Source organism: Aeromonas sp. 602396 (assembly GCF_049173735.1).
Lineage (GTDB): Bacteria > Pseudomonadota > Gammaproteobacteria > Enterobacterales > Aeromonadaceae > Aeromonas > Aeromonas veronii_A.
The window spans coordinates 355,705-379,511 of record NZ_JAAKSD010000001.1 but is presented as its reverse complement, the minus strand read 5'-3'; the positions used below and the strand labels follow the sequence as shown (position 1 = coordinate 379,511).

Sequence of the window (23,807 nt, the reverse complement as noted above, 5' to 3'; positions counted from 1 at the left end):
ATTAACTTTTTGCGCCTTATCGACAAAGTAAAACTGGTGCTGGTCACTCTGGTTATCGCCCTCACCCTGCTTTGTTCCATCGCCCGAATGGAAGGCCCGCTGCTACCCGCATCTCCCCAGAGTGAACAGCAGCAGACTCAGGTGTTCAATCAGCTTAGCGACAGCGATGATGGCATCATCAAGTTTGTTGGCAGCCATCAGAATCACCTGCTGCGTCTCGAACAATCCCTGCGCAGTGACAACCAGCCCAAGAGTGTGGTCTACGAGCTGATCCAGAGCTGGTCGGCCCAGGCCATCCTGCTGTTGCTGCTTGGCTGGCTGATGCTGGCCCCCGAGCTCTATCACAAACAGAGTTTTCGCGATCGCTTTGGCGCGATCCACCGGCGCCATCTACAGCGCCAACATCTACAATACCGCTTCACCCAGAGCTATCTGAGCGCCTGACCCCGGAGGGGCTGGCACATCCACTGTTTGCTCATCTCCTCTTCCTTACGGATCCGGCAACTGCCTGATCCGCATTTGATGCATCCCATTTTTTGCGCCTTGCCGAGCCTTGTTGCTATCGGCCCGGGCACCATTCTCCTGACAGAGGCTTGTTTGCCATGAGAAAGAGCAATCGCACCGTTCTCAACCGCATGAGCAAGTGGCAGTACGCACTGCTGCTGTTGATGCTGTTGACCTTTACCTTTTACTCCCTGCCCACCTTTTTTGGTGAGCAGCCCTCCCTCGGCCTGCACGGACAGCAGCGCCTGACCCCCCAGCAACAGATGTTGCTGAGCGACAAGCACCTGACCCCGCTCAAGGTCATTGAGCAACCTGAGCGGGTCGAGCTGGTCTTTGCCAGCCAGGGCGAGCAGCAGCGCGCAAAGCAGTTGCTGGAGCAGCAAGGGGTCGACAGTGCCGCCCTGACCCTGGAGTTTCACTCCAACGCGCCGACCTGGATCACCCGCCTCGGCGCCGATCCCATCAAGCTGGGACTGGACCTGCGTGGCGGCTCCCAGCTGCTTATCGGGGTGGACGTGGACTTTGTCATCGACAATCAGACCAAGAATCTGGTGGATAACCTGCGCACCCGCTTCCGTGAAGCCAACCTGCGCGGCGCCAGCGTCACGCGCAGCGCACAGGGCGCCGTAGCCGTCACCCTGCCGGAGGTGGCCGAACAGGAGAGCTGGCTCGCCATCATCAAGGAGAGTGCCGGTACCCGTCAGGATCAGTGGAAGCTGACCCGCTCCGGCAATGATCTGAAACTGGTGCTGAGCGAGGCGGAGCGTACCCTGCTGGTCAACAACGCCGTGACCCAGAACCTGTCGATCCTGAAAAAACGGATCAACGAGCTCGGCATCGTCGAGGCCTCGGTGGTGCGTCAGGGGCAGGATGGTATCCGTATCGAACTGCCCGGGGTACATAACCCCAAACAGGCGAAAGAGGTGATCGGGGCCACCGCCTCGCTGGCCTTCTACGAGGCCAAAGCCGACAGCCACTTCTACATCGCCGATCGCAACGGTCAGGCCGTCGGCATGGCGCGCAAGCCGGTACTCACCGGCGAGCACATCGTCGATGCCCGCGCCAATATGGGCGAGATGGGCCAGCCCCAGGTCAATATCGTGCTTGACACCCTGGGTGGCAGCAAGATGAACCAGTTCAGCCGCCTGCATGTGGGCAAGCCGATGGCGACCGTCTTCACCGAGTACAAGACCAATGCCCAGGGCAAACTGCGCGCCCAGAGCGAGGTGATCAACGTCGCCACCATCCAGACCGCCCTTGGCAACCAGTTCCGCATCACCGGCATTGGCAGTCTGCCGGAAGCACAAGAGCTGGCCATGCTGCTGCGCGCCGGTGCCCTCACCGCCCCTCTCAAGATCCTGGAAGAACGCAGCATAGGCCCGACGCTGGGGATGCAGAATATCGAGGCGGGTTTCACCGCGCTGGCCTTCGGCATGGCAGGCATGATGCTGTTTATGATGGCCTGGTACCGCAAATTCGGCTGGGTTGCCATCACGGCGCTGGTCGCCAACCTGTTGATGCAGGTCGGCATGCTGGCAGTGCTGCCGGGCGCCGTGCTGACCCTGCCGGGGATCGCCGGTCTGGTGCTGACGGTGGGCATGGCGGTGGATACCCATGTGCTGATCTTCGAGCGGATCAGGGACCGTCTGCGAGAAGGGGGCTCATTGGCCAACGCCATCGACTTTGGCTATCGCTCGGCCTTCCACACCATTTTCGATGCCAACATCACCACCCTCATCTGCGCCGTGGTGCTCTACTCCATCGGCTCCGGGCCGCTGCAGGGCTTCTCCATCACCCTCATTCTGGGTCTGCTCTCCAGCATGATCACCGGGATCTGGGGAACGCGCGCCATCATCAATCCCCTGTGGGGACGCAGCAACGAGCGCACGCTGAAGGTGTAACGGGACAGCAATCCCTCTGATGAGCGGCTTTGGCTGCGCCATCGGCCATGGATATGGCCGGAGCGGCCAAAGCAGAACACTATTTCCCGGCGTGTCGCGACACGTCGTGATGGGCCAACAGCCTGATGCTGGCTGGCCAAGGAGAGAATTATGTTGAGAATGATCGTTGCCATGGGGCTGACCCGTTGGCGTTATATCGGCCTGTGGGCTTCCATCCTGCTGACCGTGGCCAGCGTCGCCATCTTGCTGGTGAACGGCCTGACACTGGGGCTCGATTTTACCGGCGGGATCCTGCTGGAGTTTCATATCCAGACCCTGAAAGAGGCCCATGAGCTCAATGCCATGCTGGTCTCCCCGCTGGCGGGAGCCGTTGAGCTGAGCTCGGCCGGTATTCCCGGCGAGTGGCTGATCAAGCTGCCACCCCATGAGTTGCCGTGGCCCGCGGCGGATCTCGCCACCATGCTGACCCAGCAGTTGGGGATGCCGGTCGAGTTGCTGCGCACCACCATCGTCGGTCCTCAGGTGGGTGCCGAGCTGTTCCAGCAGGGTATGCTGGCCGTGCTGGTCGCTTCGCTGGCGATGTCGGCCTATCTGGCGTTTCGCTTCGAGTGGCGTCAGGCCATCGGCATCCTGCTCTCGGTGGTCCATGACGCTATCGTAGCGCTGGGGCTGCTGTCACTCTTTCAGATCGAATTCGATCTGAACATCATCGCCGGTCTGATGGCGGTGATCGGCTACTCCCTCAACGACAGCATCGTCATCTCGGACAGGTTGCGGGATCTGCTGAGCTCGCGTACCCAGATGGGCATCCACGAATGCTCCGATGTGGCCATCAGGGCAACCTTCAGTCGCACCATGATCACCTCGGGCACCACCCTGTTTACCGTGGGCGCGCTGCTGCTGTTTGGCGGTGACGCTCTCTACGGCTTCTCCTTCACCCTGTTTGCCGGGATCCTGGTAGGCACCGTCTCCTCTATTACCGTTGCCTCGACCGTGCAGGAGCTGCTGGGCCTCACCCCGCAGGCCTATCAGAAAAAGAGCGAGGAGCCAGTGGCCAACGCAGCCTGACCCTTGCTATCCAGAGTCGGCTAATCGAGCCTCTACCAACTATGCCCTTGCCAACCATTGGCAGGGGCTTTTGCTACCCTCCCCCGCCAATCCCCGTCGCTCCTGTTACTGGCCAAGTCGCCTCAATTGACAACTGACCATATTGAAAGCAATGACGGATCAATCCGTCATTTTTAATAACAAAAAGGTCATTTTATTACGTCAAAAACCCTGAAATGTGACTGAAAGCACTTTCTTGAGGGTTCAAAGGAGGCAACATTGTAGTGATTTATCTACAAAGGGATATGAGATGTTGTTACAACCTGCCAATACAGCAAAAGCCAGACAGTTGCTGAACGAGACCATGGCTCTGGTACTCGCAGGAGGGCGGGGTAGTCGCCTCAAACAGTTAACCGACAACCGTGCCAAGCCTGCCGTCCATTTCGGCGGCAAATTCCGCATTATCGATTTCGTGCTCTCCAACTGCATCAACTCCGGCATCCGTCGGGTCGGTGTCGTGACCCAGTACAAATCCCACAGCCTGTTGCGCCATCTCCAGTCCGGCTGGTCTTTCCTGCGCTACCAGATGAACGAATTTATCGATCTGCTCCCTGCCCAGCAGCGAGTGGATGAGGTGAACTGGTATCGAGGTACCGCCGATGCGGTCTACCAGAATCTGGATATCATCCGCGATCACGCCCCCAAATATGTGGTGGTGCTGGCAGGCGATCACATCTACAAGATGGATTACGCCGCCATGCTGCTCGACCACGTCAATATGGGTGCCAAGGTGACTGTAGCCTGCATCGAGGTGCCACGCAGTGAAGCAAGCGCCTTCGGGGTAATGGCTGTGGATGATGATCGCAAGATCAACGCCTTCGTCGAAAAGCCCGCCAACCCGCCAGCCATGCCGGGCAAGGCCGACACCGCGCTGGCCTCCATGGGCGTCTATATTTTTGATGCCGAATATCTCTACCAACTGCTGGAAGAGGACATTGCCAACGCACAGTCCCATCACGATTTCGGCATGGACGTGATCCCCCGCGTGGTGAAAGAGGGTACTGCATTCGCTCACCCGTTTGGCATGTCCTGTGTCGGTTGCTGTCCGGATCGCCGCCCCTACTGGCGCGACGTGGGCACCGTGGACTCCTTCTGGGAAGCCAACATGGATCTCGCCTCCGTCACGCCGGAGCTGGATATCTACGATCAGGAGTGGCCCATCTGGACCAGCCAGAACATGACCCCTCCCGCCAAGTTCGTGCAGGACAGAAACGGTCAGCACGGCATGACCATCAACTCGATGTTTTCGGGCGGCACCATCGTCAGCGGCTCCTTCATCCTGAGCTCGGTGCTCTTCACCAATGTACGAGTCGACTCCTTCTGCACTCTGGATCAAGCCGTGATCTTCCCGGGTGTGGAGATCGGTGCCGGCTGCCGGCTGCGTCGGGTAGTGATCGACAAGGGGTGCAAGCTGCCGGAAGGGATGGTGATCGGTGAGAACGCCGATGAAGATGCCCGCCGCTTCCACCGATCCGAACAGGGGATCGTACTGGTCACCAAGCCCATGCTGGATGCACTGGCAAAAACGGCGCGCAAGCAGGCTGTAGAGCAGGCCGTACCGGCATAACTCTCCGACCAGCACTGTTATCGCGACAAAAAACGGGAGCCCTTGCAGGCTCCCGTTTTTTATAGCCACTTGCCCCCCGCCATTCGACCTCCTCTTTTTAGGCTGTAAATATATAATTACATCAGTAGCTTTTCATGGACAAATTTGGCAGTTAATCCAAACCTTTGGCGATGAGCAGTATTTTCATATTGCCAAAAGGCTATTAAATTCCATATTCACACTTGAAAGTTGGCATTTACTTGGTATTGTGATGGCCATTTGTAACGAAAGCGGCACTTTCGTAAACCTAAGATTACAGCCGGTAGCATCAAAACCAGTGTGCTGACTCTGACGAGGCGAAGAGACTATGCAACGAGATCCCCTGAACAATATACATATCCAGTCCGAACAAGTGATGATCACGCCTGCCCAGCTCAAGGAGAAGTTACCCATCTCCGACAAGGCGCTGGCATTCGTGCAAGGGGCCCGCAATACCATCGCCGATATCATTCACCGCCGCGATCACCGGCTGCTGGTGATCTGTGGTCCCTGCTCCATCCACGACATGGACGCCGCCAAAGAGTACGCAACCAGACTCAAAGCGCTGCATGATGCCTATCAGGACTCTCTCTACATTGTCATGCGGGTCTACTTTGAAAAGCCGCGCACCACGGTCGGCTGGAAAGGCTTTATCAACGACCCCAATCTGGATGGCACCTTCGATGTGGAACTGGGGCTGCACCGTGCCCGCGAGCTGCTCTGCTGGCTGGCGGAGCTGGAGTTGCCGCTGGCCACAGAAGCGCTCGACCCCATCAGCCCGCAATACCTGGCGGAGCTCTTCTCCTGGTCAGCTATTGGCGCCCGTACCACCGAATCCCAGACCCACAGGGAGATGGCGTCCGGCCTCTCCATGCCGGTCGGCTTCAAGAACGGCACCGACGGCAACCTGGGGACTGCCATTAATGCGTTGCAGGCGGCCTCCTCCCCTCACGCCTTTATGGGGATCAACCAGCAGGGCCAGGTTGCGCTGCTGCAGACTCAGGGCAACCCGGATGGCCACGTGATCCTGCGCGGCGGCAAACATCCCAACTATGACTCGGTCAACGTGTCGCTGGCGGAAGAGGCGCTGGAGAAAGCGGGCCTGCTGCCGAGCCTTGTGGTGGATTGCAGCCACGGCAACTCCAGCAAGGATCACCGTTTGCAGCCCAAGGTGGCCGACAACGTCATCCACCAGATCCAGGAGGGCAACCGCTCCATCATCGGGGTGATGCTCGAATCCAACCTGTTCGAGGGAAACCAGTCCAGCGAGCAGCCCAAGGAGCAGATGCGCTACGGGGTCTCCATCACCGATGCCTGCATCGACTGGGACACCACCGCTACCCTGCTGGACCGCTGCCACAACCAGCTGGCTGACCCCCTCAAGGGCAGAACTGCACGGTAAGCCGTGGTATCTTGTCGTAACCTATTGAACAATCGAGGTATCACTAGTGGTGGCATCAAACCGCTCACGCCGTGATACCTTGTTGCATCTTGATTTTCAGGGCGCCGCCGCTCGCGGCGCCAGCAGGGACTGGATATGGCTGAAGAGTTGAATGTACTCAGGGACAAGATAGATGCGGTGGACAAGCAGCTGATCGATCTGCTGGCCGCCCGTCTGGCCCTGGTGGGAGAAGTGGGTGAAGTAAAGAGCCGCCACGGCCTGCCCATCTATGCACCGGACCGGGAAGCGAGCATGCTGGCCCGCCGCCGCGCCGAGGCCGAGCAGTTAGGGGTGCCCGGCGATCTCATCGAAGATGTGCTGCGCCGGGTGATGCGTGAATCTTATGCCAGCGAGAAAGATACTGGCTTCAAGTGTATGAAGCCGGACCTTGGCAAGGTGGTCATCATCGGCGGTCAGGGCCAGCTTGGCCGGCTGTTCGGTCATATGTTCAGCCTCTCCGGCTACCGGGTCGAGACGCTGGAACAAGCAGACTGGCCGCGCGCTGACGAGATCCTGCAGGGCGCAGGACTGGTGATGGTGGCAGTGCCCATCGACATCACCTGCCAGATCATTGATCGGCTCGGCAACCTGCCCGCAGATTGCCTGCTGGTTGATGTCACCAGCGTGAAAGCGGCGCCGCTCGAGCACATGCTGGCTGTGCACCAAGGGCCGGTACTGGGACTGCACCCCATGTTCGGGCCGGATGTGGCGAGCCTTGCCAAGCAGGTGATCGTCTGCTGTCAGGGGCGCGACGGCGCCGCCAGCCAGTGGCTGCTGGATCAGATGACTATCTGGGGCGCCCGCTTGCAACAGGTAGAAGCCAAGGCCCACGATGAGGCGATGACCCTCATTCAGGCACTGCGTCACTTCGCCACCTTTGCCTATGGCTGGCACCTCGCGCGCGAGCAGGCCAATCTGGATCGCCTGCTGGCGCTAAGCTCCCCCATCTACCGGCTGGAGCTCGCCATGGTGGGGCGGCTGTTCGCTCAGGATCCCCACCTCTATGCCGACATCATTTTGTCGTCACCGCAGAATCTGGCGATGATCCGTCGCTACTACCAAAACTTCGGCGAAGCGCTGGGGCTGCTGGAGCGGGGCGACAGGGACGGTTTCATCGAGGCCTTCTCTCAAGTCTCCGGTTTCTTCGGCGAACACGCCGACCAGTTCCTGCGTGAAAGCCGCATGCTGCTCGCCCAGGCCAACGACCGCCGCCAACACGGCTGATCTCATATCGCCAGAATGGGAAGATGCCTGGGCATCTTCCCATTTTATTTGTTACCGATTTAAACACTGACGCCAGTCACGCTCGGCCCTACGTCGAGCCCCCACAGCTGACTGGCCTCAATACCCTCCCCTGGCGCTGCCTCACATCCAGCAAGTATGCCCCCTCAATATCCACGCAATCCGCGCAAATAGCACCGCCCCTTGCAAGGGCTGCCAGACTCTAACGGTCAAACCAAACTGCTGCGAGCAAGGCTGTACGACGCAAAGGAGAACGGTGTACTCCCCATCAAAGAGATAAACAGGAAGCAGGAAGCAGGAAGCAGGAAGCAGGAAGCAGGAAGCAGGAAGCAGGAAGCAGGAAGCAGGAAGCAGGAAGCAGGAGAGATTAACCGAGACAAATGGTTTGCCAAAGATCACTTAACACAGCAATTCGGCGATTTATCATGGCGCCAATCCGCTGTCGCCAAAAAAGAAAATGGCCGAGAAATTATCTCGGCCATTTGTAGCCTGGTCAAAGACTCAAGCCTGGATATTACTCTTGTTCAACTTATTAGAAGTTGTACTGCAGAGCAACAGTCCACTCGTCGTCATGCTTCTCGATACCCTGGATCTTGTACTCGGTGTAAGCTTTCAGCTTCGGAGTGAAAGCGTACTGAACACCCAGCAGGGTCTCGTCAACCAGATCCTTGTAAGTAGAACCGGCAGCTTGAGCGTTGGCCTTGCCTTCTTTGAAGTTGTAACCAGCCAGGAAGGTCCAAGCATCTACGTTGTAAGAAGCAGCCAGCTCGTAACCACGCCCGTCATCTTTCAGACCCAGGCTCTTGTTCTTCACTTCGCCTTCAGTGTAAACACCGGCAAAATAGAAGCCATTGATAGCGTAGTGCGCGCCAATAGCCCACTCGTCTTTCTTACCAGTCTGACCGTTAACTTTGTTTTGCAGGTCGGAGTAGGCATAACCGGCGTTGAAGCCCAGGCCGAAGTCAAAATCGTAACCGGCGGCAACGGCATAAGCTTTCTTACGCTTAACGTCGGAACCAAAGATGGCATCTTCTTTGACCTTCTGACCAACGTCAGTGATCTTGACCGCTACGTCGTCATTGGTTTGGTAGGAAACTTTACCTTTGAAACCACCGAAGGTGTTGGAGTAGATAACCTGGCCTTCCTGACGACCGTCATAGAAGTTACCCGCATCGCCCCACTCGTTGAAAATATCGGTCGGCTCGAGTACGTCGTAGAAAGCAGTGTCGGTCTGACCGAAGATGATTTTACCGTACTGGGTGCCGTCAAAGCCTGCATAGATATGACGAGCATCGAACTTGCTAGACTTACCGTCACTGCCCTTGTCGGAGTTTTCAGCAGCAACTTGCCACTCGGTCTTGGCGATACCGGACCAGGTGTTGTTCAGAGCAACTTTACCGGACCAGCCCAGACGGGAAGAACCAATCAGCTCGCCATCGGTATCATCGTGCTCACCGTAGTAGTTAGCCTGTACACGGCCGTATACGTCGAAAGTGGTACCGTCTTTGTCATAGATCACCGCGGCGTTAGCGGCGGATGCAAACAGAGCCGGAATGGCAATAGCCAGAATTGTCTTTTTCATAGTTTCCAATGCCTACTGTAATTAAACACTAAGTTGTTGTTATTCCCTGTGTTAGCGATGTTCTTTGCATCACTATGCCGCCGAGACTAGCACCGGATTTTTTGAACCGCAATGAAAAAACTTGGAACTTTTTACGGAAACCATAGTCATGGAGGCAAAAATGTGAGCCAAGTCTCACCTGACGGCAAGGTAAAAGGAAAACGTTTACAATGAATCCTGCTGATTATTTGGACTCAAATAGTCTATTTTGCATGCAAATGACGCTAACTACCTGATAAACAACCAAAGTGGTCTGATCAGCGTAAAACTCCGTGATAATGGCTGTTGCCTCGACCTCACCGAGGGGTTGCGGGTATCCTTGTCCTTCGATTAACCCCTAACTGGCCTTCTCTTCATGCTCTCTACTCGCCTCAAAGCAACCATTCGTCAAACCTATCGCCAGATTTCGGATGGATTACCCGGTTTTGTGCCGCGCAAAGAGCAGAACTTTCTGGTGGCCGAGATAGCCAAAACCCTGACCGGCGAGTACGACAAACAACGCCGTATTCTGGTTGCCGAAGCGGGTACCGGTATCGGCAAATCCCTCTCCTATGCGCAGGGCGCCATTCCGGTGGCGCGACTCACCCAGAAGAAGCTGGTGATCTCCACCGCCACAGTGGCCCTGCAAGAGCAGCTGATCCACAAAGACCTTCCTTTTTACCACCGCCACAGCGAGCTGCCGTTTCGCTTTATGCTGGTCAAGGGGCGGCAGCGCTACTGCTGCGAGCATCTGCTGGAGCAGGCAGCCAGTGGCGCCGAGATGGCCAACTTCGAGCTCGACTTTGGCAGTCTGAGCAAATCCAAACCATCGGACAGCGACAAGGATCGCTACCAGGCGCTGTGGCAGGCCTACACCAATGGCAAGTGGGACGGGGATCGGGACAACTGGCCGGAGCCCATTCCCGACACTTGCTGGGATCGCATCGCCGCAGACCGCCACACCTGCAACAAGGCGCTAAGCCATCACCAGCACTGCCCCTTTCATCGCGCCCGCAACGACATGGAGAGCGCCGATGTGCTGGTCGTCAACCATGCACTCCTGCTCTCCGATCTCACCATGGGCGGCGGCATCATTCTGCCGCCCCCTGATGAGTGCATCTATGTGCTGGATGAGGCCCATCACCTGCCCACCATCGCCCGGGATCACGGCGCGGCATCGGCCAGCGTCAAAGGCTCGCGCCGCTGGCTGGAGAAGCTGGTACAAAGTGCAGGCAAGCTGGCGCGGACGCTTAATAAGGAAAGCCTGCTCGACCCCCAACTCAAACTGCAGGATGCGCTGGCCTCCATCCAGCCCGACCTGAAGGCGGTCGAGCAGTGGCTCAGCGCCAACGATCGGCTGTTTGGCAGTGAACCTCACTACCGCTTCGCCGAAGGGGTATTGCCGGATCCCCTGCCCATGCTGGCGGAGAATCTCAAGGAGTCGAGCAAGAAGGCGCTGCGGGCGCTGGATCGGATGCAGGGGGCCATAGGTGAAGCGCTGAAAGATGGCGAGATCCGCCGCAAGGAGGCCGAACCCCTGCTGGCCGAGAGCGGTTTTCATCTGCAACGGCTGGAGAGTTTCTGCGCCCTGTGGGAGATGCTGGGGCGCCATGTGCCGACCGGCAAAACCCCGCTCGCCCGCTGGATAGCCAAGAGCGATGACGGCGATATCTGGCTGCACGCTTCACCGATAGATGTGGGCTATCTGCTGGAGGAGTGGCTCTGGTCGAAATGTTTGGGGGCCGTGCTAGTCTCCGCGACTCTCACCGCCCTCTCTTCCTTTAGCTATTTTCGCCATCAGGTGGGGCTCAAGGAGCACGACGGTACCCGCTATCTGCGCCTGCGCTCCCCCTTTGACTACCAGAAAGCCGAGCTCTATCTGCCCAAGATGGAGCACGAACCCAACTCACCAGCCTTTACCAATGAACTCATCAGCGTGCTGCCACGTATTCTGGCGGGCAAGGAGGCGAGTCTGGTGCTCTTCTCCTCCTACCGCCAGATGAATGAGGTGGCCGTTGGCTTGCGAGCCAAGGGACTGTCACTGCTGGTGCAGGGGGAAGCCTCCCGCAATGCCCTGCTCACCCTGCACAAGCAGAAATGCGATGGCGGTCAAGCCAGCATCCTGTTTGGTACCGGCAGCTTCTCGGAGGGGCTGGATCTGCCGGGTCACTACCTCACCAATCTGGTGATCACCAAACTCCCCTTTGCGGTGCCCAACTCACCGGTCGAGGAGGCTACCGCCGAGTGGGTGGAGCAGCGAGGAGGCAACCCCTTTCTGCAACTGACGGTGCCGGAGGCATCGCGCAAACTGATCCAGGCCTGTGGCCGCCTCATCCGCAAAGAGGCCGATCGGGGACGGGTCACCATTCTGGACCGGCGTCTACTGACCAAACGTTATGGCAAGGGGTTACTTGATGCCCTCCCCCCGTTTACACGGCGGTTCGAATAAATAAGCATGCCGTTATTGATAAATGAACTGACAACTGCACGAACATACACCTCCAGAAAGAGCCATTGCCGCAGTAGACCAAACCTGTAAAAATGAGCCCCTGTTTTCAGTGGGCAATCGCCTGACTGTTCAAGGAGATGAAATGAAACTGACTGTTCTGGTACCGGCGCTGGCTGGTCTGTTGTGGGCCGGTAGCGCCTTGGCTGATGCCAAACTGGAAGTATCCACCCCTTACATCGTGCAGTTGATTGATGGCCAATCCATCAACCCCCAGCTGCTCGACAAAACCAGCACCTTCCCCCTCTCTGCCGGCAAGCACCAGTTGGTCGTCGCCTTTGAAGGCAACTACTCCAGCCGTAACGAAATCAAGCTGGTGACCGCCGAGCCGCTGGTGCTGAACTTCACTGCAGCCGACAATCAGCAGCTGGTGCTGGACTATAAAAAGCCCCGCAATGAAGCAGAAGCCAAACAGTTCCTGAAAGATCAGAAAGTGGCGCTGAAAGACAAGGTCACAGGACAGCAAGTGAGCAGTGAACAGTTCGTAATGCCGAAAGTAGAGGGCTTCCAGCTGACCCGTGACTATCAGCAAGAGCTGATCAACATGGGCAAAGCTTTCAACCAGCCCAAAACCGTTGCCGTCTCCTCTGCTGCCGTGATGGCTGCCGCCAGCGCACCGGCCCAAGCCGCGCCCAGCAAGGCGCAAAGCAATCCGGAAGCCCTGACCCAACTGCAAAACTGGTACAACAAGGCCGATGCGGAAACCCGCAAAGCCTTCCAGATCTGGGTTATCCAGCAGCAGTAATCCGGAAACATCATCCTGACCCGTCGGGAATGACAAGGGGAGCTTGGCTCCCCTTTTTCATATCCAGGTTCATCTCTGCATCGATGGAACAATGCCCTGATGTCACTGCATATTTTCTATCACCCCCTCTACTCCTCCCTGGCCCTGCCCGAACGCCATCGCTTCCCGCTGGCCAAGTATCAGGGGCTGTTTGAGCGCCTGCAGGTGCAGGGTTACCCCCTTGGCGAAGCGCCGTCGGCCACCCGGGAGCAAATCTGTCGCATTCACGATGCCGATTATGTCGCAGCGGTCCTGAGCGGCCAGCTTGAAGAGCGCGCCATCCGCAAGATCGGTTTTCCCTGGTCACCCATGCTGATGGAGCGCACCTTGCGCTCGGTCGGTGCCACTATTGCCGCCAGCCGCCATGCTCTTGAGCAGGGCTGCGGCTTGCAGATCTCCGGCGGCTACCACCACGCCCATCGGGATCACGGCAGCGGTTTTTGTCTGTTCAACGATCTGGTGATTGCCGCCCAGACTTGCCTCGACGAGGGGCGCTGTGAACAGGTGCTGATCATCGATCTCGATGTGCATCAGGGAGATGGCAGTGCGGCCCTGTGCGCCGGACGGCGCGATATCATCACCCTATCCCTTCATGGGGAGCACAACTTTCCCCATCACAAAGCCGCCTCTCACCTCGACTTTCCGCTGCCAAGCGGCATGGCAGACGATGCCTATCTCACCACACTGCAACAGGCACTCTCGCTGGCACTGCGCCTCTATTCGCCGGATCTCATCCTCTATCAGGCGGGCGTCGATGTGCATCATGCCGACGAGCTTGGCTATCTCTCCCTGAGCGATGAAGGGGTGCGCCTGCGCGATGCCATGGTATTTGACTGTGCAATCAAGCATGGGTTGCCTGTCGCCGCTGTACCCGGTGGCGGCTATCGCCGCGACTGGCAACAGCTGATCCCGCTTCATATGTCGCTGTTTGAGGCGGCGCTCCACCGTTTTGGTTGATGGCATGGCTTATAGCGCGGACACCCCATCAGAGTGGGCGGCATTTCACCAGATAAAACAGAAGAGGCGACCCCTGGGGTCGCCTCTTCGTGTTTTGTCCTCTCGGTCACACAAGCTCGCTCGTTGTCAGGCAAGCTCGGGACGCCTGAGGATAATTATCTCTGACGCTTGCGGGCGTACTTGCGACGGGCGCGGGCCTGACGCTCCTCTTCCCGCTCGGCCTTCTCTTTGGCTTTTTGCTCGGCTTCTGCGGCGGCTTCGACAATCTCGACGCTCACCATCTCCGGCGTCTCCAGCGAGATGCGGCCAAGCAAGCCGGAGCGGAACTCGTTGATCAGGATCTCGGACGCCTTGTGCAAGTCGGCCAGCCCCCCTTTGCGCATAAACGCCCGCTGGCGGGCGATCATCTCCAGCAGCTCGATCTCGGTCTCGGGCAACTCGTCAATCTGGTAACGCGCCTTGATCCGCTCCGGATAGGCCTTGATGAAGTAATCGGCGGCGAACATGGCGATATCGGCATAGTCGAACACCGTGTCCTTGATGGCCGCGGTGATGGCCAGACGATAACCGCAAGAGGGCGGATTGAGCTTGGGCCAGAGAAAACCCGGGGTATCGGTCAGGATAACGTTGTTATCCAGCTTGATCCGCTGCTGGGACTTGGTCACCCCCGCCTCGTTGCCGGTACGGGCGATGATGCGCCCCGCCAGGGTATTGATCAGAGTGGACTTGCCCACGTTGGGGATCCCCATGATCATCGCCCGCACGCCGCGCAGCTCAAAATTGCGCTCCGGCAGCATCTCGTGGCAGAGAGTCAGCAGTTGCTTGATCTTCTCCGGCTCTTGTTGCGTCAGCGGCAGCGCCTTGATCCCCTTCTCTTTTTCCATGTGCGCCACCCACAGATCGGTGATCGCCGGATCGGCCAGGTCCGCCTTGTTCAGCACCTTGATCACAGGGGTATCACCACGCAGCTCGGGCACCAGCGGGTTTTCGCTGGAGAAGGGGATGCGGGCATCGAGCATCTCGATGATCACATCGACCTGGGGCATGACCTCGGCAATCTCTTTGCGGGCCTTGTGCATGTGACCGGGGAACCAGTTGATGGACATATCCGTTACTCTCTGTGGGGGCTGCGGGCGGGCGCATGGAACAACAGGCGCTCTGCCGCGGGCATCGAACGAAGGGGGCGCATTTTACCTGCTGCGGGCCTCTTTTGACAGGTCATTCTAACCATCACCTCATCAAATCAGCAAACCGCCGAGGCGGAGCGACCTTGCCGGAAGCGACCGGACCAACTGGCTCAATTGACAGATAACACATTGATATAGTGTAACATTTTCATCACTTTTTCACACAACCGTCACCGATAGTCAGTAAAAGTGTCATCTGCCCCCTCTAGGCTGCGCTCAGGTTTTACAAGGAGCGAACCCCAATGAGAAAAATGGCAGGACTTGCAGTGATGATCGGCGCCGCCCTGGCTGCCGGCTGCAAATCAGACAATGACACGGTGGCGACCAAGCCCGCAGCCCAACCCACCAACGTCATCTTCTTCCTCGGTGACGGCATGGGCCTCAACACCCTGACGGCAGCCCGCATCTACGGTGTCGGCGAAGAGGGTGATCTCACCATCGATACCCTGCCAGAAACGGCCTTTATCAAGACCTTCTCCCACGATGCCCAGGTCACTGACTCGGCCCCCTCCATGGCGGCCTACATGACCGGGGTCAAGAGCAACAACGGCGTCATCAGCATGGACGGCGACGCCACCTATGAGAGCGACTGCAGCAAGAGCGCCGGCAAGCCGGTGACTACCCTGCTAGAGCTGGCCAAAGCCGATGGCCGCGGTACCGGCGTGGTAACCAGTACCCGGGTGACCCACGCCACCCCGGCGGCTACCTATGCCCATATCTGCAACCGGGATCTGGAGGCAGATATCGCCGTCCAGCTGGTACCGGGCGGCAAAGGCTACAACAGCGCCCTCAAGGAGGGGCTGGATGTGGTGCTCGGTGGCGGCAGCAGTTTCTTCCTGCCCAAAGCCGACAAGGGCAAGCGGGAGGATGGCCGCAACCTCATCAGCGAAATGCAGGCCAAGGGCTACCAGTTTGCCAGCAATCTGGATGAGCTGAACAAGGCCGATGCGGGCAAGCCGCTGCTGGGTCTGTTTGGTTCCAGCCACATGAAATATGACCTGGACCGCCCTGCCAGCGAGCCGTCACTGGCCCAGATGACCCTGGCCGCCATCAAGCAGCTCAAGGGCAAAGAGAAGGGTTACTTCCTGATGGTGGAAGGGGGCCGCATAGACCACGCCCTGCACGACACCAACGCCAAGCGGGCGCTGCAGGACACCATCGCCTTCGACAACGCCATCAAAGCCGCCATCGACGAGGTGAAAAAGAGCGACCCCGAGCTGAAAAACACCCTGATCGTGGTCACCGCCGATCACGACCACACGCTCGTGCTCAACGGCTATGCCAAGCGCACCGGCAAGACCACCGCCGACAACCCCGGCGTACTCGGGCTGGTGAAGAACTACGAGACTGGCGAGCCAAGCAAGGATAGCGAGGGCATGCCCTACACCATCATAGGTTTTGGCAACGGCTACAACCGGCTGGATGGCCCGCGCAGCAGCGTCGCCCCGCTCGACGATGCCACCGTCTCCGCCAATGACTACCACCAGGAAGTGGTGGTCAAGGTGGGCGAGATCGGCAACGAGACCCACGGCGGCACAGATGTCTTCCTCGGCGCCATCGGCAAGGGGGCTGACAGCTTCCATGGCTCACTCGACAACACCGCCGTGTTCGGCAAGATCAAGGCTGCGGCCAAGCTGTAAGGAGCACTTTCATGAGCAAACAGATGAACACATCCATCAAGCACACGCTGGTCTGCGCCGCCCTGTTCAGTGCACTGGGCGCAACCTCCCAGGCACAGGCCGGTGATGCCAAAAACGTCATTCTCTTTATCGGTGATGGCATGGGGCCTACCGTGCTCACCGCCACCCGCCTGTTCAAGGTGGGAGAAGAGGGCAATCTGGAGATGATGAAACTGCCGCGCAGTGCCCGCATCAAGACCTTCTCCAACGATGCCCAGACCACCGACTCGGCCCCCTCCATGGCGGCCTACACCACCGGGGTCAAGATGAACAACGAGGTGATCGCCATGAGCAGCGACACCAAAGCCGTCGCCCCCGGCAAAGACGTCAATGGCAACAAAACCGTCAACAATTGCAGCAGCGATAATGGCAAGCCGGTGCCCACCATCCTGGAGCTGGCCAAGGCGGCAGGCAAATCGGTCGGAGCCGTCACCACCACCGAGCTGACCCACGCCACCCCGGCGGCTACCTACGCCCACATCTGCCATCGGGATGCCGCTTATGACATCGCCGCACAAGCTGTTCCGGGAGGAACTGGTTTCAACCAGGCGCTGGGGGATGGGGTCGATGTACTGATGGGCGGTGGTGCCAACCACTGGACCCCCTACAGCGCCAGCAACAAGGGCGGTCGCAATGACAACCGCGACCTGACCGCCGAGATGAAGGCGCAGGGATACAGCTATGTCACCACCCAAAGCGAACTGGCCAAGGTCACCAGCGGCAAGGTGCTCGGTCTGTTCAGTAGCAAATCCCACCTGGACTACGAGCTGGATCGGGTCGCCAAGGGGGCAGCCAATACCCAGCCGTCCCTCTCCGAAATGACCGCCAAGGCGATCGACCTGCTGAGCAAGAACAGTCAGGGTTACTTCCTGATGGTAGAGGGTGGCCGTATCGATCACGCCCTGCACGGCACCAATGCCAAGCGCTCGCTCACCGACGCAGTGGCACTGGATGAGGCGGTCAAGACGGCGCTGGGTAAAGTGGATCTCAGCAATACCCTGATCGTGGTCACCGCCGACCATGACCACACCATGACCATTAACGGCTACTCCGCCAAGGGTAATCCGGTGCTGGATCTGGTTAAAAATGGCGATGGCTCGACCCAGAACGACGTGGATGGCAAGCCCTTCACCACCCTGGTGTTCGGTAACGGCCCCAACCGCCCCGATGTACGCCCCGTCCTCACCAGCGATCAGGTGATGGCCAATGACTATCTGCAGGAGACCGGCGTCAAACTGACATCGGAAACCCACGGCGGCGGCGATGTGATGCTGTTTGCCGATGGCGCCGGCAGCAACCGCTTCAAGGGCACGCTGGATAACACCAAGGTGTTTGGCAAACTGCGGGAGGCGCTCGGCCTGTAAGCAGCAGGGGCCCGGGTGCATCTGAGCAATCGACTCAGCGGCCCGGGCCCCGGCTCTTTCGAGCGACAGATGATGATGCGACTTTTGCTTTCGTTATGGCTGCTTGGCAGCACCTTCGCCTTCCCCCTGCATGCTGACGACACGCCCCCGGATCTCGCCGCCCGGATCAGCTATCACGACCGGAACACCGGCAGCGATGGCATCGCCAGAGAGAGTGTCTGGCAAGAGAAGTGGCTGCGCGTGGGCAATCAGGTGTGGAGCCAGCGGCTCATTCCCCTCCCCCTTGCCCGTGCCTATCACGCCACTCACGACGCCACCCCCGGCCACAAGCACTTTACCCACCAGATGGCGGCCCGCTGGGTCAGTCGCAGTGATGAGGGTGAACTTCAGCTGCGTTATGCCGACAGCTGGCACAACCAACTGGTTGAGGTGCCGGTGGAAGAGTATGGCCAGGTGGCCTTCAAACCCGACTGGCCGCGGCTCCGCCATCTCGTCAACCCGGCGCTGCTCGAGGGGATGACCCCGCTGGATGAGGCCGCCCCCGAGCAGGCCCGCTGGTATGAAAAGCGCGAAGGGCAGCAACGAACCCGGATTCTCTGGTCGAGTCAGTGGCAGATCCCGCTGGTGGTCGAGTCAGCCAGTCTCGACGGCTATCGCAGCTACCGGATGGAGGTGACCCTGCGCAAGCTGCCTGCTCAGCTCCCCTGGCAGCAACTCGCTGATTACGAAGTGCGCGATCTGCGGGATTTCTTCGACTGAGATCCCAACCCCTCAGCGGGCACAACGACAACGCAGGCAGGAATGTTACACTCTGCATATTCGACTCTGGCTCACGACCTTGATGCGCGCTCTCTGCCTGCCCTTTTTTGCCCTGCTGTTGTTGCTGGTGAACACCGGTGCCCAGGCTATTGTGCTGGTGGCGGCCGAGCTGCCCCCTTACGTCATTCGCTCCTCTCACGGCAAACCAAGCGGTGTCGCCATCGAGATCATGGAGGAGGCCGCCCGGCGCCTCAAAGAGCCGCTCACCATCGAGCTGATGCCGCTGGCCCGAGCCCTCACCCAAACCGCCCATCGCAAGGATGTACTGCTGATACCGCCAGTACGCAGCTCTCAACGGGAGCATCTCTACTACTGGGTTTCCCCCATCCTTGATGAAGAGTTCCTCATTGTCAGCAATCGCCACAAGCATCCCACCCCGCTCATGATAAACGCGCTTCCTTCACTCAAGGTGGGCACCTTGCGTCACTCCTTCGGCCAGTATCTGCTCAAGCAGAGGCTGAATCTCGCCAGCCAAACCGTCGCCACCGAAGACCTCAATGCCCTCAAACTGCAACGAGGACGCATCGATGCCTGGGTCGCAGCCTGGAACGTCATCCTCTACAACCAGCAGACGGGCGGATTTTCCATCGATGAGATAGTAAAAGGCGAATCCTTGATGCGTACCCAGTTATTTATCGCGGCCAGCAAGGATTTTCCCTTCACCGAAGGGCGTCGCTGGCAAGCCGTGATTGACGAGATGCGCCATGATGGCACACTGGCGCGGATCATCCGTCAGTACAACTATCAGGTTCCTGAGTAGTCACTCAATCACGGTTGCCAAGGCCGGCCAGAATGGTTATGGTAGCCCCATGAAAATACTCGCTATTTCCTCGCATTTGCTCACACCCTGCTGAGCCCCCGCCTCGCTCCTTCGGCCGCGAGTCGCTTGGGGGCATGGCATTTTCAATCGATTGAACCTGTTGAATCCATTTTTGTAACACTTTGCGTGATGGCCAACCTGCACCCGCCGGTATGGGCCTATCCGCTATTGATAAGGAATATCTTATGAAACAACCTCATCTGGTTATCTCCAGCCTTGATCTGGACCGTATCGAACAACTGCTCGGCAACCACCCGCAGCATCTCGCCCTGCAAGAGGAGCTGGACCGCGCCGAGATCCGCGAACCGGCCGACATGCCGCCGGACGTGGTCACCATGAACAGCAAGGTACGCTTCAAGATGCAGAGCAGCGGCAACGAGTTCTGCCTCACCCTGGTCTACCCGCGCGATGCCAAGGGCGACGAGAGCAACATCTCGGTACTGGCGCCGGTGGGCAGCGCCCTGCTCGGTCTGAAAGTGGGCGACAGCATCGCCTGGCCGGGCCCGGCCGGTCGCACCATCGAGGTCGAAATTCTGGAAGTGGTCTATCAGCCGGAGCGCGCCGGCGAGCTGCACCGCTGAGTCCCACGGGCTGGTCATCCCCTGTTGATCAGCCCGCTTGCTCGCCCTTGCCAGCTGATCCCGATCAAGCTTTGTTCACCTTGCTCCCCGGTTTTTAGCCCCTTTTCCTGCTGCTGCTTGAGCCTGACTCGAGGGGCAGGTATCTTGTTGGCCGCGTCATGGTCATGACGCACCGAATTTCAGGCTGACATCATGATAAAAATTGCCCTTATCGACGATCACCAGATCGTCCGATCCGGTTTTGCCCAACTGCTCAATCTGGAGCCCGACCTGCAGGTGGTCGCCGAATTCGGCTCCGCCAGCGATGCCCTTGCCGGCCTGCCCGGCAGCGGGGCGCGCGTCTGCGTCTGCGACATCTCGATGCCCGACCAATCGGGGCTGGATCTGCTCAAGCAGCTCCCCTCCGGTCTGGCCGTGGTGATGCTCTCGGTGCACGACAGCCCGGCCCTCATCGAGCAGGCACTGCAAACCGGCGCCAAGGGATTTCTCTCCAAACGCTGCAGTCCGGACGAGCTGATCGCCGCGGTGCGTACCGCCGCCCAGGGGGGGTGTTATCTGACGCCGGACATCGCCCAGAAACTGGCCAGCAGCAGCCGGGATCCCCTCACCAATCGGGAGCGGGAGATTGCCCAGTTGCTGGCACAGGGGCTGGAGGTGAAGGCCATTGCCGAGCAGCTTGGACTCTCCCCCAAGACGGTTCACGTCCATCGCGCCAACCTGATGGACAAGCTCAAGGTCAGCAACAACGTCGAGCTGGCCCACCGCATGCTGGATAGCTGGTGATCTCCCGTTTTGCCAGCTATGTCGCCATCGCGCTGGCGGCCTGCTTCATCTTTGCCGCCGGCTGGTTTTGCCTGTGGAGCATCAGCCTGCATCTGGCGGGCGGCCCGGCACTGGCGGTGCTGCTGTTCCCCTTCGGCCTGCGTCTCGGCCTGCTGTTGCAAAGTCCCGGTCGCTACTGGCTGCCGCTGCTGCTCTGTGAAGGGGGGCTGCTCTACTGGATCAATCTGGAGGTTGGGCTGCCCCACTGGCAGTGGTTGCTGACCGGCAGCCTGCTCACCCTGCTCCCCCTGCTGATTGCCCGCCGCCAGCCGGTGCGCAACGACTGGCAGCAACTGCTGTTGCTGCTCGCCACCGTCTCGGTGGCAGCCCTGCTGCAATCCCTGCTCTGGCATCTGGCGGGAGAAGATGGCCTCTCGGCCCTGCTGCTCACCCTCACCGGCGGGCTCACCCTCACCTCCACCTGCATGCTGATCTGGCACTACCTTACCCGCGCCACCTGGGTGCCGCTCGGTCCTGCACTGGTGGATCAGCCGGTAGACTGGCGCTTTCGCCATCTGGTCTGGTATCTGCTGTTATTCGTGCTGAGCCTATGGCTTCAGCTGGGGCTGCCCAACTCGCTGGTGCGATTTACCCCGTTTTGTCTGGCCATCCCTATCATCGCCATGGCGTGGCGCTACGGCTGGCAGGGGGCGCTGCTCGCAACCCTGATGAACACCATCGCCCTGCTGGCGAGCCAGGCCTGGCACGATCACCCCCTCGATCTGCTGCTCTCCCTGCTGGCCCAGAGTCTCACCGGCCTGCTGCTGGGCGCCGGGATCCAGCGCCAGCGCGAGCTCAATCAGGCGCTGACCCGCCAGCTTGCCCACAATCGCCAACTCACCGAGCGGTTGCTGGAGACCGAGGAGAGCATCCGCAAGGAGGTGGCGCGCGAGCTGCACGACGACATCGGCCAGACCATCACAGCCATTCGTACCCAGGCCGGTATTGTTCGCCGCCTCGCCCCCGACAATGCGGGTGTGGGCCAGAGCAGCGCCCTGATCGATACCCTCTCCCTTGGCATCTACGACGCGGTGCGCGGTCTGCTCGGTCGCCTGCGCCCGCGCCAGCTCGACGACATGACCCTGGAGCAAGCGGTACGGGCACTGCTCAGAGAGCTGGAGCTGGAGCGCCACGGCATCGTCACCCGGCTGGAGTGGCAGCTGGCGGATGGGGATCTCTCGGATGCCCAGCGGGTCACCCTGTTTCGGGTCTGTCAGGAGGGGCTCAACAACGTGGTCAAGCATGCCAACGCCCACTCGGTGACTATCCGGACGCGGCACGGTGAAGAACAGCTGCAGCTGGTGCTGGAGGATGATGGTCGCGGCTTGCCGCAAAGCCGCGCGGCGCAGGGCTATGGTCTGCTCGGTATTCGCGAGCGGGTGCAGGCGCTGGGAGGCACCTTGCAGCTCTCCTGCGTCCACGGCACCCAGTTGACGGTCAATCTCCCCTGCCGCAAGCGGGAGGAGAGCCATGAGTAACCTCGCCCTTCATCAGGGAGGAGCCCCATGCTGAGCTTTATGAGAAGCGCACCGGCGCAACCGCCGATCCGCGAGCAGGCCGAGATCGACGCCACCTATCGTCACTGGCGGCTGCATCTGCTGCTGACCATGTATCTGGGCTATGCGGTCTTCTACTTCACCCGCAAGAGTTTCAACTTCGCCATGCCGGACATGCTGGCGAGCGACATGCTGGACAAGTCAGACATCGGCATGCTCTGGACCCTGTTCTACATCACCTACGGCTGCTCCAAGTTCTTCTCCGGCATCATCAGTGACCGCGCCAACCCGCGCTACTTTATGGGTGTCGGACTGATGGCCACCGGCGTCATCAATATCCTGTTCGGCCTCTCGTCCGCTCTCTGGATGTTTGCCGCCCTCTGGGTGGCCAACGCCTTCTTTCAGGGCTGGGGTTGGCCACCCTGCTCCAAACTGCTCACCAGCTGGTATTCGCGCAGCGAGCGGGGCGTCTGGTGGTCGGCCTGGAACACAGCCCACAACGCCGGCGGGGCGCTCATCCCCCTTATCGTCAGCACCCTGGCCCTGCAGCATGGCTGGCGCTACGGCATGATAGTGCCCGGCCTTATCGCCATTGCAGCCGGTCTGCTGCTCTGCTGGCGGCTGCGGGATACCCCGGCGGCCATGGGACTGCCGTCGGTGGGCGAGTGGCGCAAGGATGCCATGGAGCTGGCCCAGCAGACCCAGGATGCGGGGCTCTCCCATCGCCAGATCCTGCGCAAATATGTGCTCGGCAACCCCTATATCTGGCTGCTGGCCTGCTGTTACGTGCTGGTCTATGTGGTGCGCACCGCCATCAACGACTGGGGCAACCTCTACATGACCGAGCAGCGCGGCTTCAATCTGATGAGCGCCAACTCGGCCATCTCCATGTTCGAGGTAGGGGGTTTTATCGGCGCCCTGGTGGCGGGCTGGGGATCGGACAAGCTGTTCAACGGCAACCGTGGCCCGATGAACCTCATCTTTGCGGTGGGGATCCTGCTGGCGGTGGGATCGCTCTGGCTGATGCCCTTCTTCAGCTACGTGATGCAGGCGGCCTGCTTCTTCACCATCGGCTTTTTCGTGTTCGGCCCCCAGATGCTGATCGGCATGGCGGCAGCGGAGTGCTCCCACAAAAACTCGGCGGGGGCCGCCACCGGCTTTGTCGGCCTGTTTGCCTACATGGGGGCGGCGCTGTCAGGCTATCCGCTGGCCAAGGTGATGGAGATCTGGCACTGGAACGGCTTCTTCGTGGTGATCTCGGTGGCAGCGGGCGTCTCGGCCCTGTTGCTGCTCCCCTTCCTCAAGGCGCAGGCACCGAGAACAGCTCAAGCTGCGTCAGAGTAATGGACGGCAGCTGACGAGCTATATCCGGCAAACAGAAACAATCAGGGCGCGGATCACCGCGCCCTGAT

General features: G+C 59.5%; 19 protein-coding genes. 17 read left to right on the top strand and 2 right to left on the bottom strand.

Annotated features, from left to right (window positions below):
* The first annotated feature begins 9 nt into the window (after positions 1-9).
* The 6 genes from G5229_RS01670 to tyrA all read left to right on the top strand — a co-directional run bounded on the left by G5229_RS01670 (position 10) and on the right by tyrA (position 7,762).
* Positions 10-444, top strand: a complete 435-nt coding sequence (locus G5229_RS01670; RefSeq protein ID WP_005334044.1) for a hypothetical protein — start codon at positions 10-12, stop codon at positions 442-444.
* A gap of 158 nt (positions 445-602) precedes the next feature.
* Entirely contained in the window at positions 603-2,405 is a 1,803-nt protein-coding gene (gene secD, locus G5229_RS01665) for a protein translocase subunit SecD (RefSeq protein WP_421208182.1), read from the top strand.
* A gap of 150 nt (positions 2,406-2,555) precedes the next feature.
* Complete coding sequence (gene secF, locus G5229_RS01660; protein ID WP_257690224.1) at positions 2,556-3,473, top strand: protein translocase subunit SecF; 918 nt, start codon at positions 2,556-2,558, stop codon at positions 3,471-3,473.
* A gap of 289 nt (positions 3,474-3,762) precedes the next feature.
* Positions 3,763-5,079 (top strand): glucose-1-phosphate adenylyltransferase, encoded by a 1,317-nt coding sequence (gene glgC / locus G5229_RS01655; protein WP_216954048.1) that lies wholly within the window; start codon positions 3,763-3,765, stop codon positions 5,077-5,079.
* 346 nt (positions 5,080-5,425) lie between these two features.
* On the top strand, positions 5,426-6,499 hold the full coding sequence (locus G5229_RS01650) for a 3-deoxy-7-phosphoheptulonate synthase (protein WP_139411344.1): 1,074 nt from the start codon (positions 5,426-5,428) through the stop codon (positions 6,497-6,499).
* Positions 6,500-6,634: 135 nt separating this feature from the next.
* Positions 6,635-7,762 (top strand): bifunctional chorismate mutase/prephenate dehydrogenase, encoded by a 1,128-nt coding sequence (tyrA, locus tag G5229_RS01645; RefSeq protein ID WP_421208180.1) that lies wholly within the window; start codon positions 6,635-6,637, stop codon positions 7,760-7,762.
* A gap of 550 nt (positions 7,763-8,312) precedes the next feature.
* On the opposite strand, the gene G5229_RS01640 is transcribed toward tyrA, so the two are convergent.
* Positions 8,313-9,362, bottom strand: coding sequence for a porin (locus tag G5229_RS01640; protein WP_088869706.1), 1,050 nt, complete (start codon positions 9,360-9,362; stop codon positions 8,313-8,315).
* Between the two features lie 394 nt (positions 9,363-9,756).
* Here G5229_RS01640 and dinG point away from each other — a divergent pair, with 394 nt between their 5' ends.
* From dinG to G5229_RS01625, 3 genes are all read left to right on the top strand, one after another.
* A complete protein-coding gene (gene dinG / locus G5229_RS01635) occupies positions 9,757-11,829 on the top strand; it encodes an ATP-dependent DNA helicase DinG (RefSeq protein WP_421208178.1) in 2,073 nt (690 codons plus the stop codon).
* A gap of 142 nt (positions 11,830-11,971) precedes the next feature.
* Positions 11,972-12,631 (top strand): DUF2057 domain-containing protein, encoded by a 660-nt coding sequence (locus G5229_RS01630; protein WP_216954052.1) that lies wholly within the window; start codon positions 11,972-11,974, stop codon positions 12,629-12,631.
* 99 nt (positions 12,632-12,730) lie between these two features.
* Positions 12,731-13,627: a histone deacetylase gene (locus G5229_RS01625; protein WP_421208176.1), complete on the top strand. Its 897-nt coding sequence runs from the start codon at positions 12,731-12,733 to the stop codon at positions 13,625-13,627.
* 155 nt (positions 13,628-13,782) lie between these two features.
* Here G5229_RS01625 and ylqF read toward each other — a convergent pair whose 3' ends face one another.
* Positions 13,783-14,733 carry a ribosome biogenesis GTPase YlqF gene (ylqF, locus tag G5229_RS01620; RefSeq protein WP_421208174.1) on the bottom strand — a complete coding sequence of 317 codons (951 nt, stop codon included), beginning with the start codon at positions 14,731-14,733 and terminating at the stop codon, positions 13,783-13,785.
* Positions 14,734-15,056: 323 nt separating this feature from the next.
* On the opposite strand from ylqF, the gene G5229_RS01615 reads away from it, so the two are divergent.
* The 8 genes from G5229_RS01615 to G5229_RS01580 all read left to right on the top strand — a co-directional run bounded on the left by G5229_RS01615 (position 15,057) and on the right by G5229_RS01580 (position 23,739).
* Entirely contained in the window at positions 15,057-16,454 is a 1,398-nt protein-coding gene (locus G5229_RS01615; RefSeq protein ID WP_421208172.1) for an alkaline phosphatase, read from the top strand.
* Positions 16,455-16,465: 11 nt separating this feature from the next.
* Positions 16,466-17,857: an alkaline phosphatase gene (locus G5229_RS01610; RefSeq protein WP_139732383.1), complete on the top strand. Its 1,392-nt coding sequence runs from the start codon at positions 16,466-16,468 to the stop codon at positions 17,855-17,857.
* Between the two features lie 72 nt (positions 17,858-17,929).
* Positions 17,930-18,616 (top strand): hypothetical protein, encoded by a 687-nt coding sequence (locus G5229_RS01605; RefSeq protein ID WP_421208510.1) that lies wholly within the window; start codon positions 17,930-17,932, stop codon positions 18,614-18,616.
* Between the two features lie 82 nt (positions 18,617-18,698).
* A complete protein-coding gene (locus G5229_RS01600) occupies positions 18,699-19,436 on the top strand; it encodes a substrate-binding periplasmic protein (RefSeq protein ID WP_421208170.1) in 738 nt (245 codons plus the stop codon).
* A 245-nt stretch (positions 19,437-19,681) separates the two neighbouring features.
* Positions 19,682-20,077: a nucleoside diphosphate kinase regulator gene (rnk, locus tag G5229_RS01595; RefSeq protein ID WP_005334070.1), complete on the top strand. Its 396-nt coding sequence runs from the start codon at positions 19,682-19,684 to the stop codon at positions 20,075-20,077.
* Between the two features lie 192 nt (positions 20,078-20,269).
* Positions 20,270-20,860: a transcriptional regulator UhpA gene (gene uhpA, locus G5229_RS01590; RefSeq protein WP_005334071.1), complete on the top strand. Its 591-nt coding sequence runs from the start codon at positions 20,270-20,272 to the stop codon at positions 20,858-20,860.
* On the top strand, positions 20,857-22,377 hold the full coding sequence (gene uhpB / locus G5229_RS01585) for a signal transduction histidine-protein kinase/phosphatase UhpB (protein WP_421208168.1): 1,521 nt from the start codon (positions 20,857-20,859) through the stop codon (positions 22,375-22,377). Before uhpA ends, uhpB begins: the two co-directional genes overlap by 4 nt.
* Before the next feature lie 27 nt (positions 22,378-22,404).
* On the top strand, positions 22,405-23,739 hold the full coding sequence (locus G5229_RS01580) for an MFS transporter (RefSeq protein WP_421173157.1): 1,335 nt from the start codon (positions 22,405-22,407) through the stop codon (positions 23,737-23,739).
* The last annotated feature ends 68 nt before the right edge of the window (positions 23,740-23,807 follow it).

Bases quoted from the DNA above. Each gene is read 5' to 3' on its own strand.
- secD (WP_421208182.1), top strand. From the start codon at position 603: ATGAGAAAGAGCAATCGCACCGTTCTCAACCGCATGAGCAAGTGGCAG.
- rnk (WP_005334070.1), top strand. From the start codon at position 19,682: ATGAAACAACCTCATCTGGTTATCTCCAGCCTTGATCTGGACCGTATC.
- G5229_RS01640 (WP_088869706.1), bottom strand. From the start codon at position 9,362: ATGAAAAAGACAATTCTGGCTATTGCCATTCCGGCTCTGTTTGCATCC.
- tyrA (WP_421208180.1), top strand. From the start codon at position 6,635: ATGGCTGAAGAGTTGAATGTACTCAGGGACAAGATAGATGCGGTGGAC.
- dinG (WP_421208178.1), top strand. From the start codon at position 9,757: ATGCTCTCTACTCGCCTCAAAGCAACCATTCGTCAAACCTATCGCCAG.
- ylqF (WP_421208174.1), bottom strand. From the start codon at position 14,733: ATGTCCATCAACTGGTTCCCCGGTCACATGCACAAGGCCCGCAAAGAG.
- G5229_RS01615 (WP_421208172.1), top strand. From the start codon at position 15,057: ATGAGAAAAATGGCAGGACTTGCAGTGATGATCGGCGCCGCCCTGGCT.
- G5229_RS01610 (WP_139732383.1), top strand. From the start codon at position 16,466: ATGAGCAAACAGATGAACACATCCATCAAGCACACGCTGGTCTGCGCC.
- G5229_RS01650 (WP_139411344.1), top strand. From the start codon at position 5,426: ATGCAACGAGATCCCCTGAACAATATACATATCCAGTCCGAACAAGTG.
- uhpA (WP_005334071.1), top strand. From the start codon at position 20,270: ATGATAAAAATTGCCCTTATCGACGATCACCAGATCGTCCGATCCGGT.
- G5229_RS01605 (WP_421208510.1), top strand. From the start codon at position 17,930: ATGATGCGACTTTTGCTTTCGTTATGGCTGCTTGGCAGCACCTTCGCC.
- G5229_RS01580 (WP_421173157.1), top strand. From the start codon at position 22,405: ATGCTGAGCTTTATGAGAAGCGCACCGGCGCAACCGCCGATCCGCGAG.
- G5229_RS01625 (WP_421208176.1), top strand. From the start codon at position 12,731: ATGTCACTGCATATTTTCTATCACCCCCTCTACTCCTCCCTGGCCCTG.
- secF (WP_257690224.1), top strand. From the start codon at position 2,556: ATGTTGAGAATGATCGTTGCCATGGGGCTGACCCGTTGGCGTTATATC.
- glgC (WP_216954048.1), top strand. From the start codon at position 3,763: ATGTTGTTACAACCTGCCAATACAGCAAAAGCCAGACAGTTGCTGAAC.
- G5229_RS01600 (WP_421208170.1), top strand. From the start codon at position 18,699: ATGCGCGCTCTCTGCCTGCCCTTTTTTGCCCTGCTGTTGTTGCTGGTG.
- G5229_RS01630 (WP_216954052.1), top strand. From the start codon at position 11,972: ATGAAACTGACTGTTCTGGTACCGGCGCTGGCTGGTCTGTTGTGGGCC.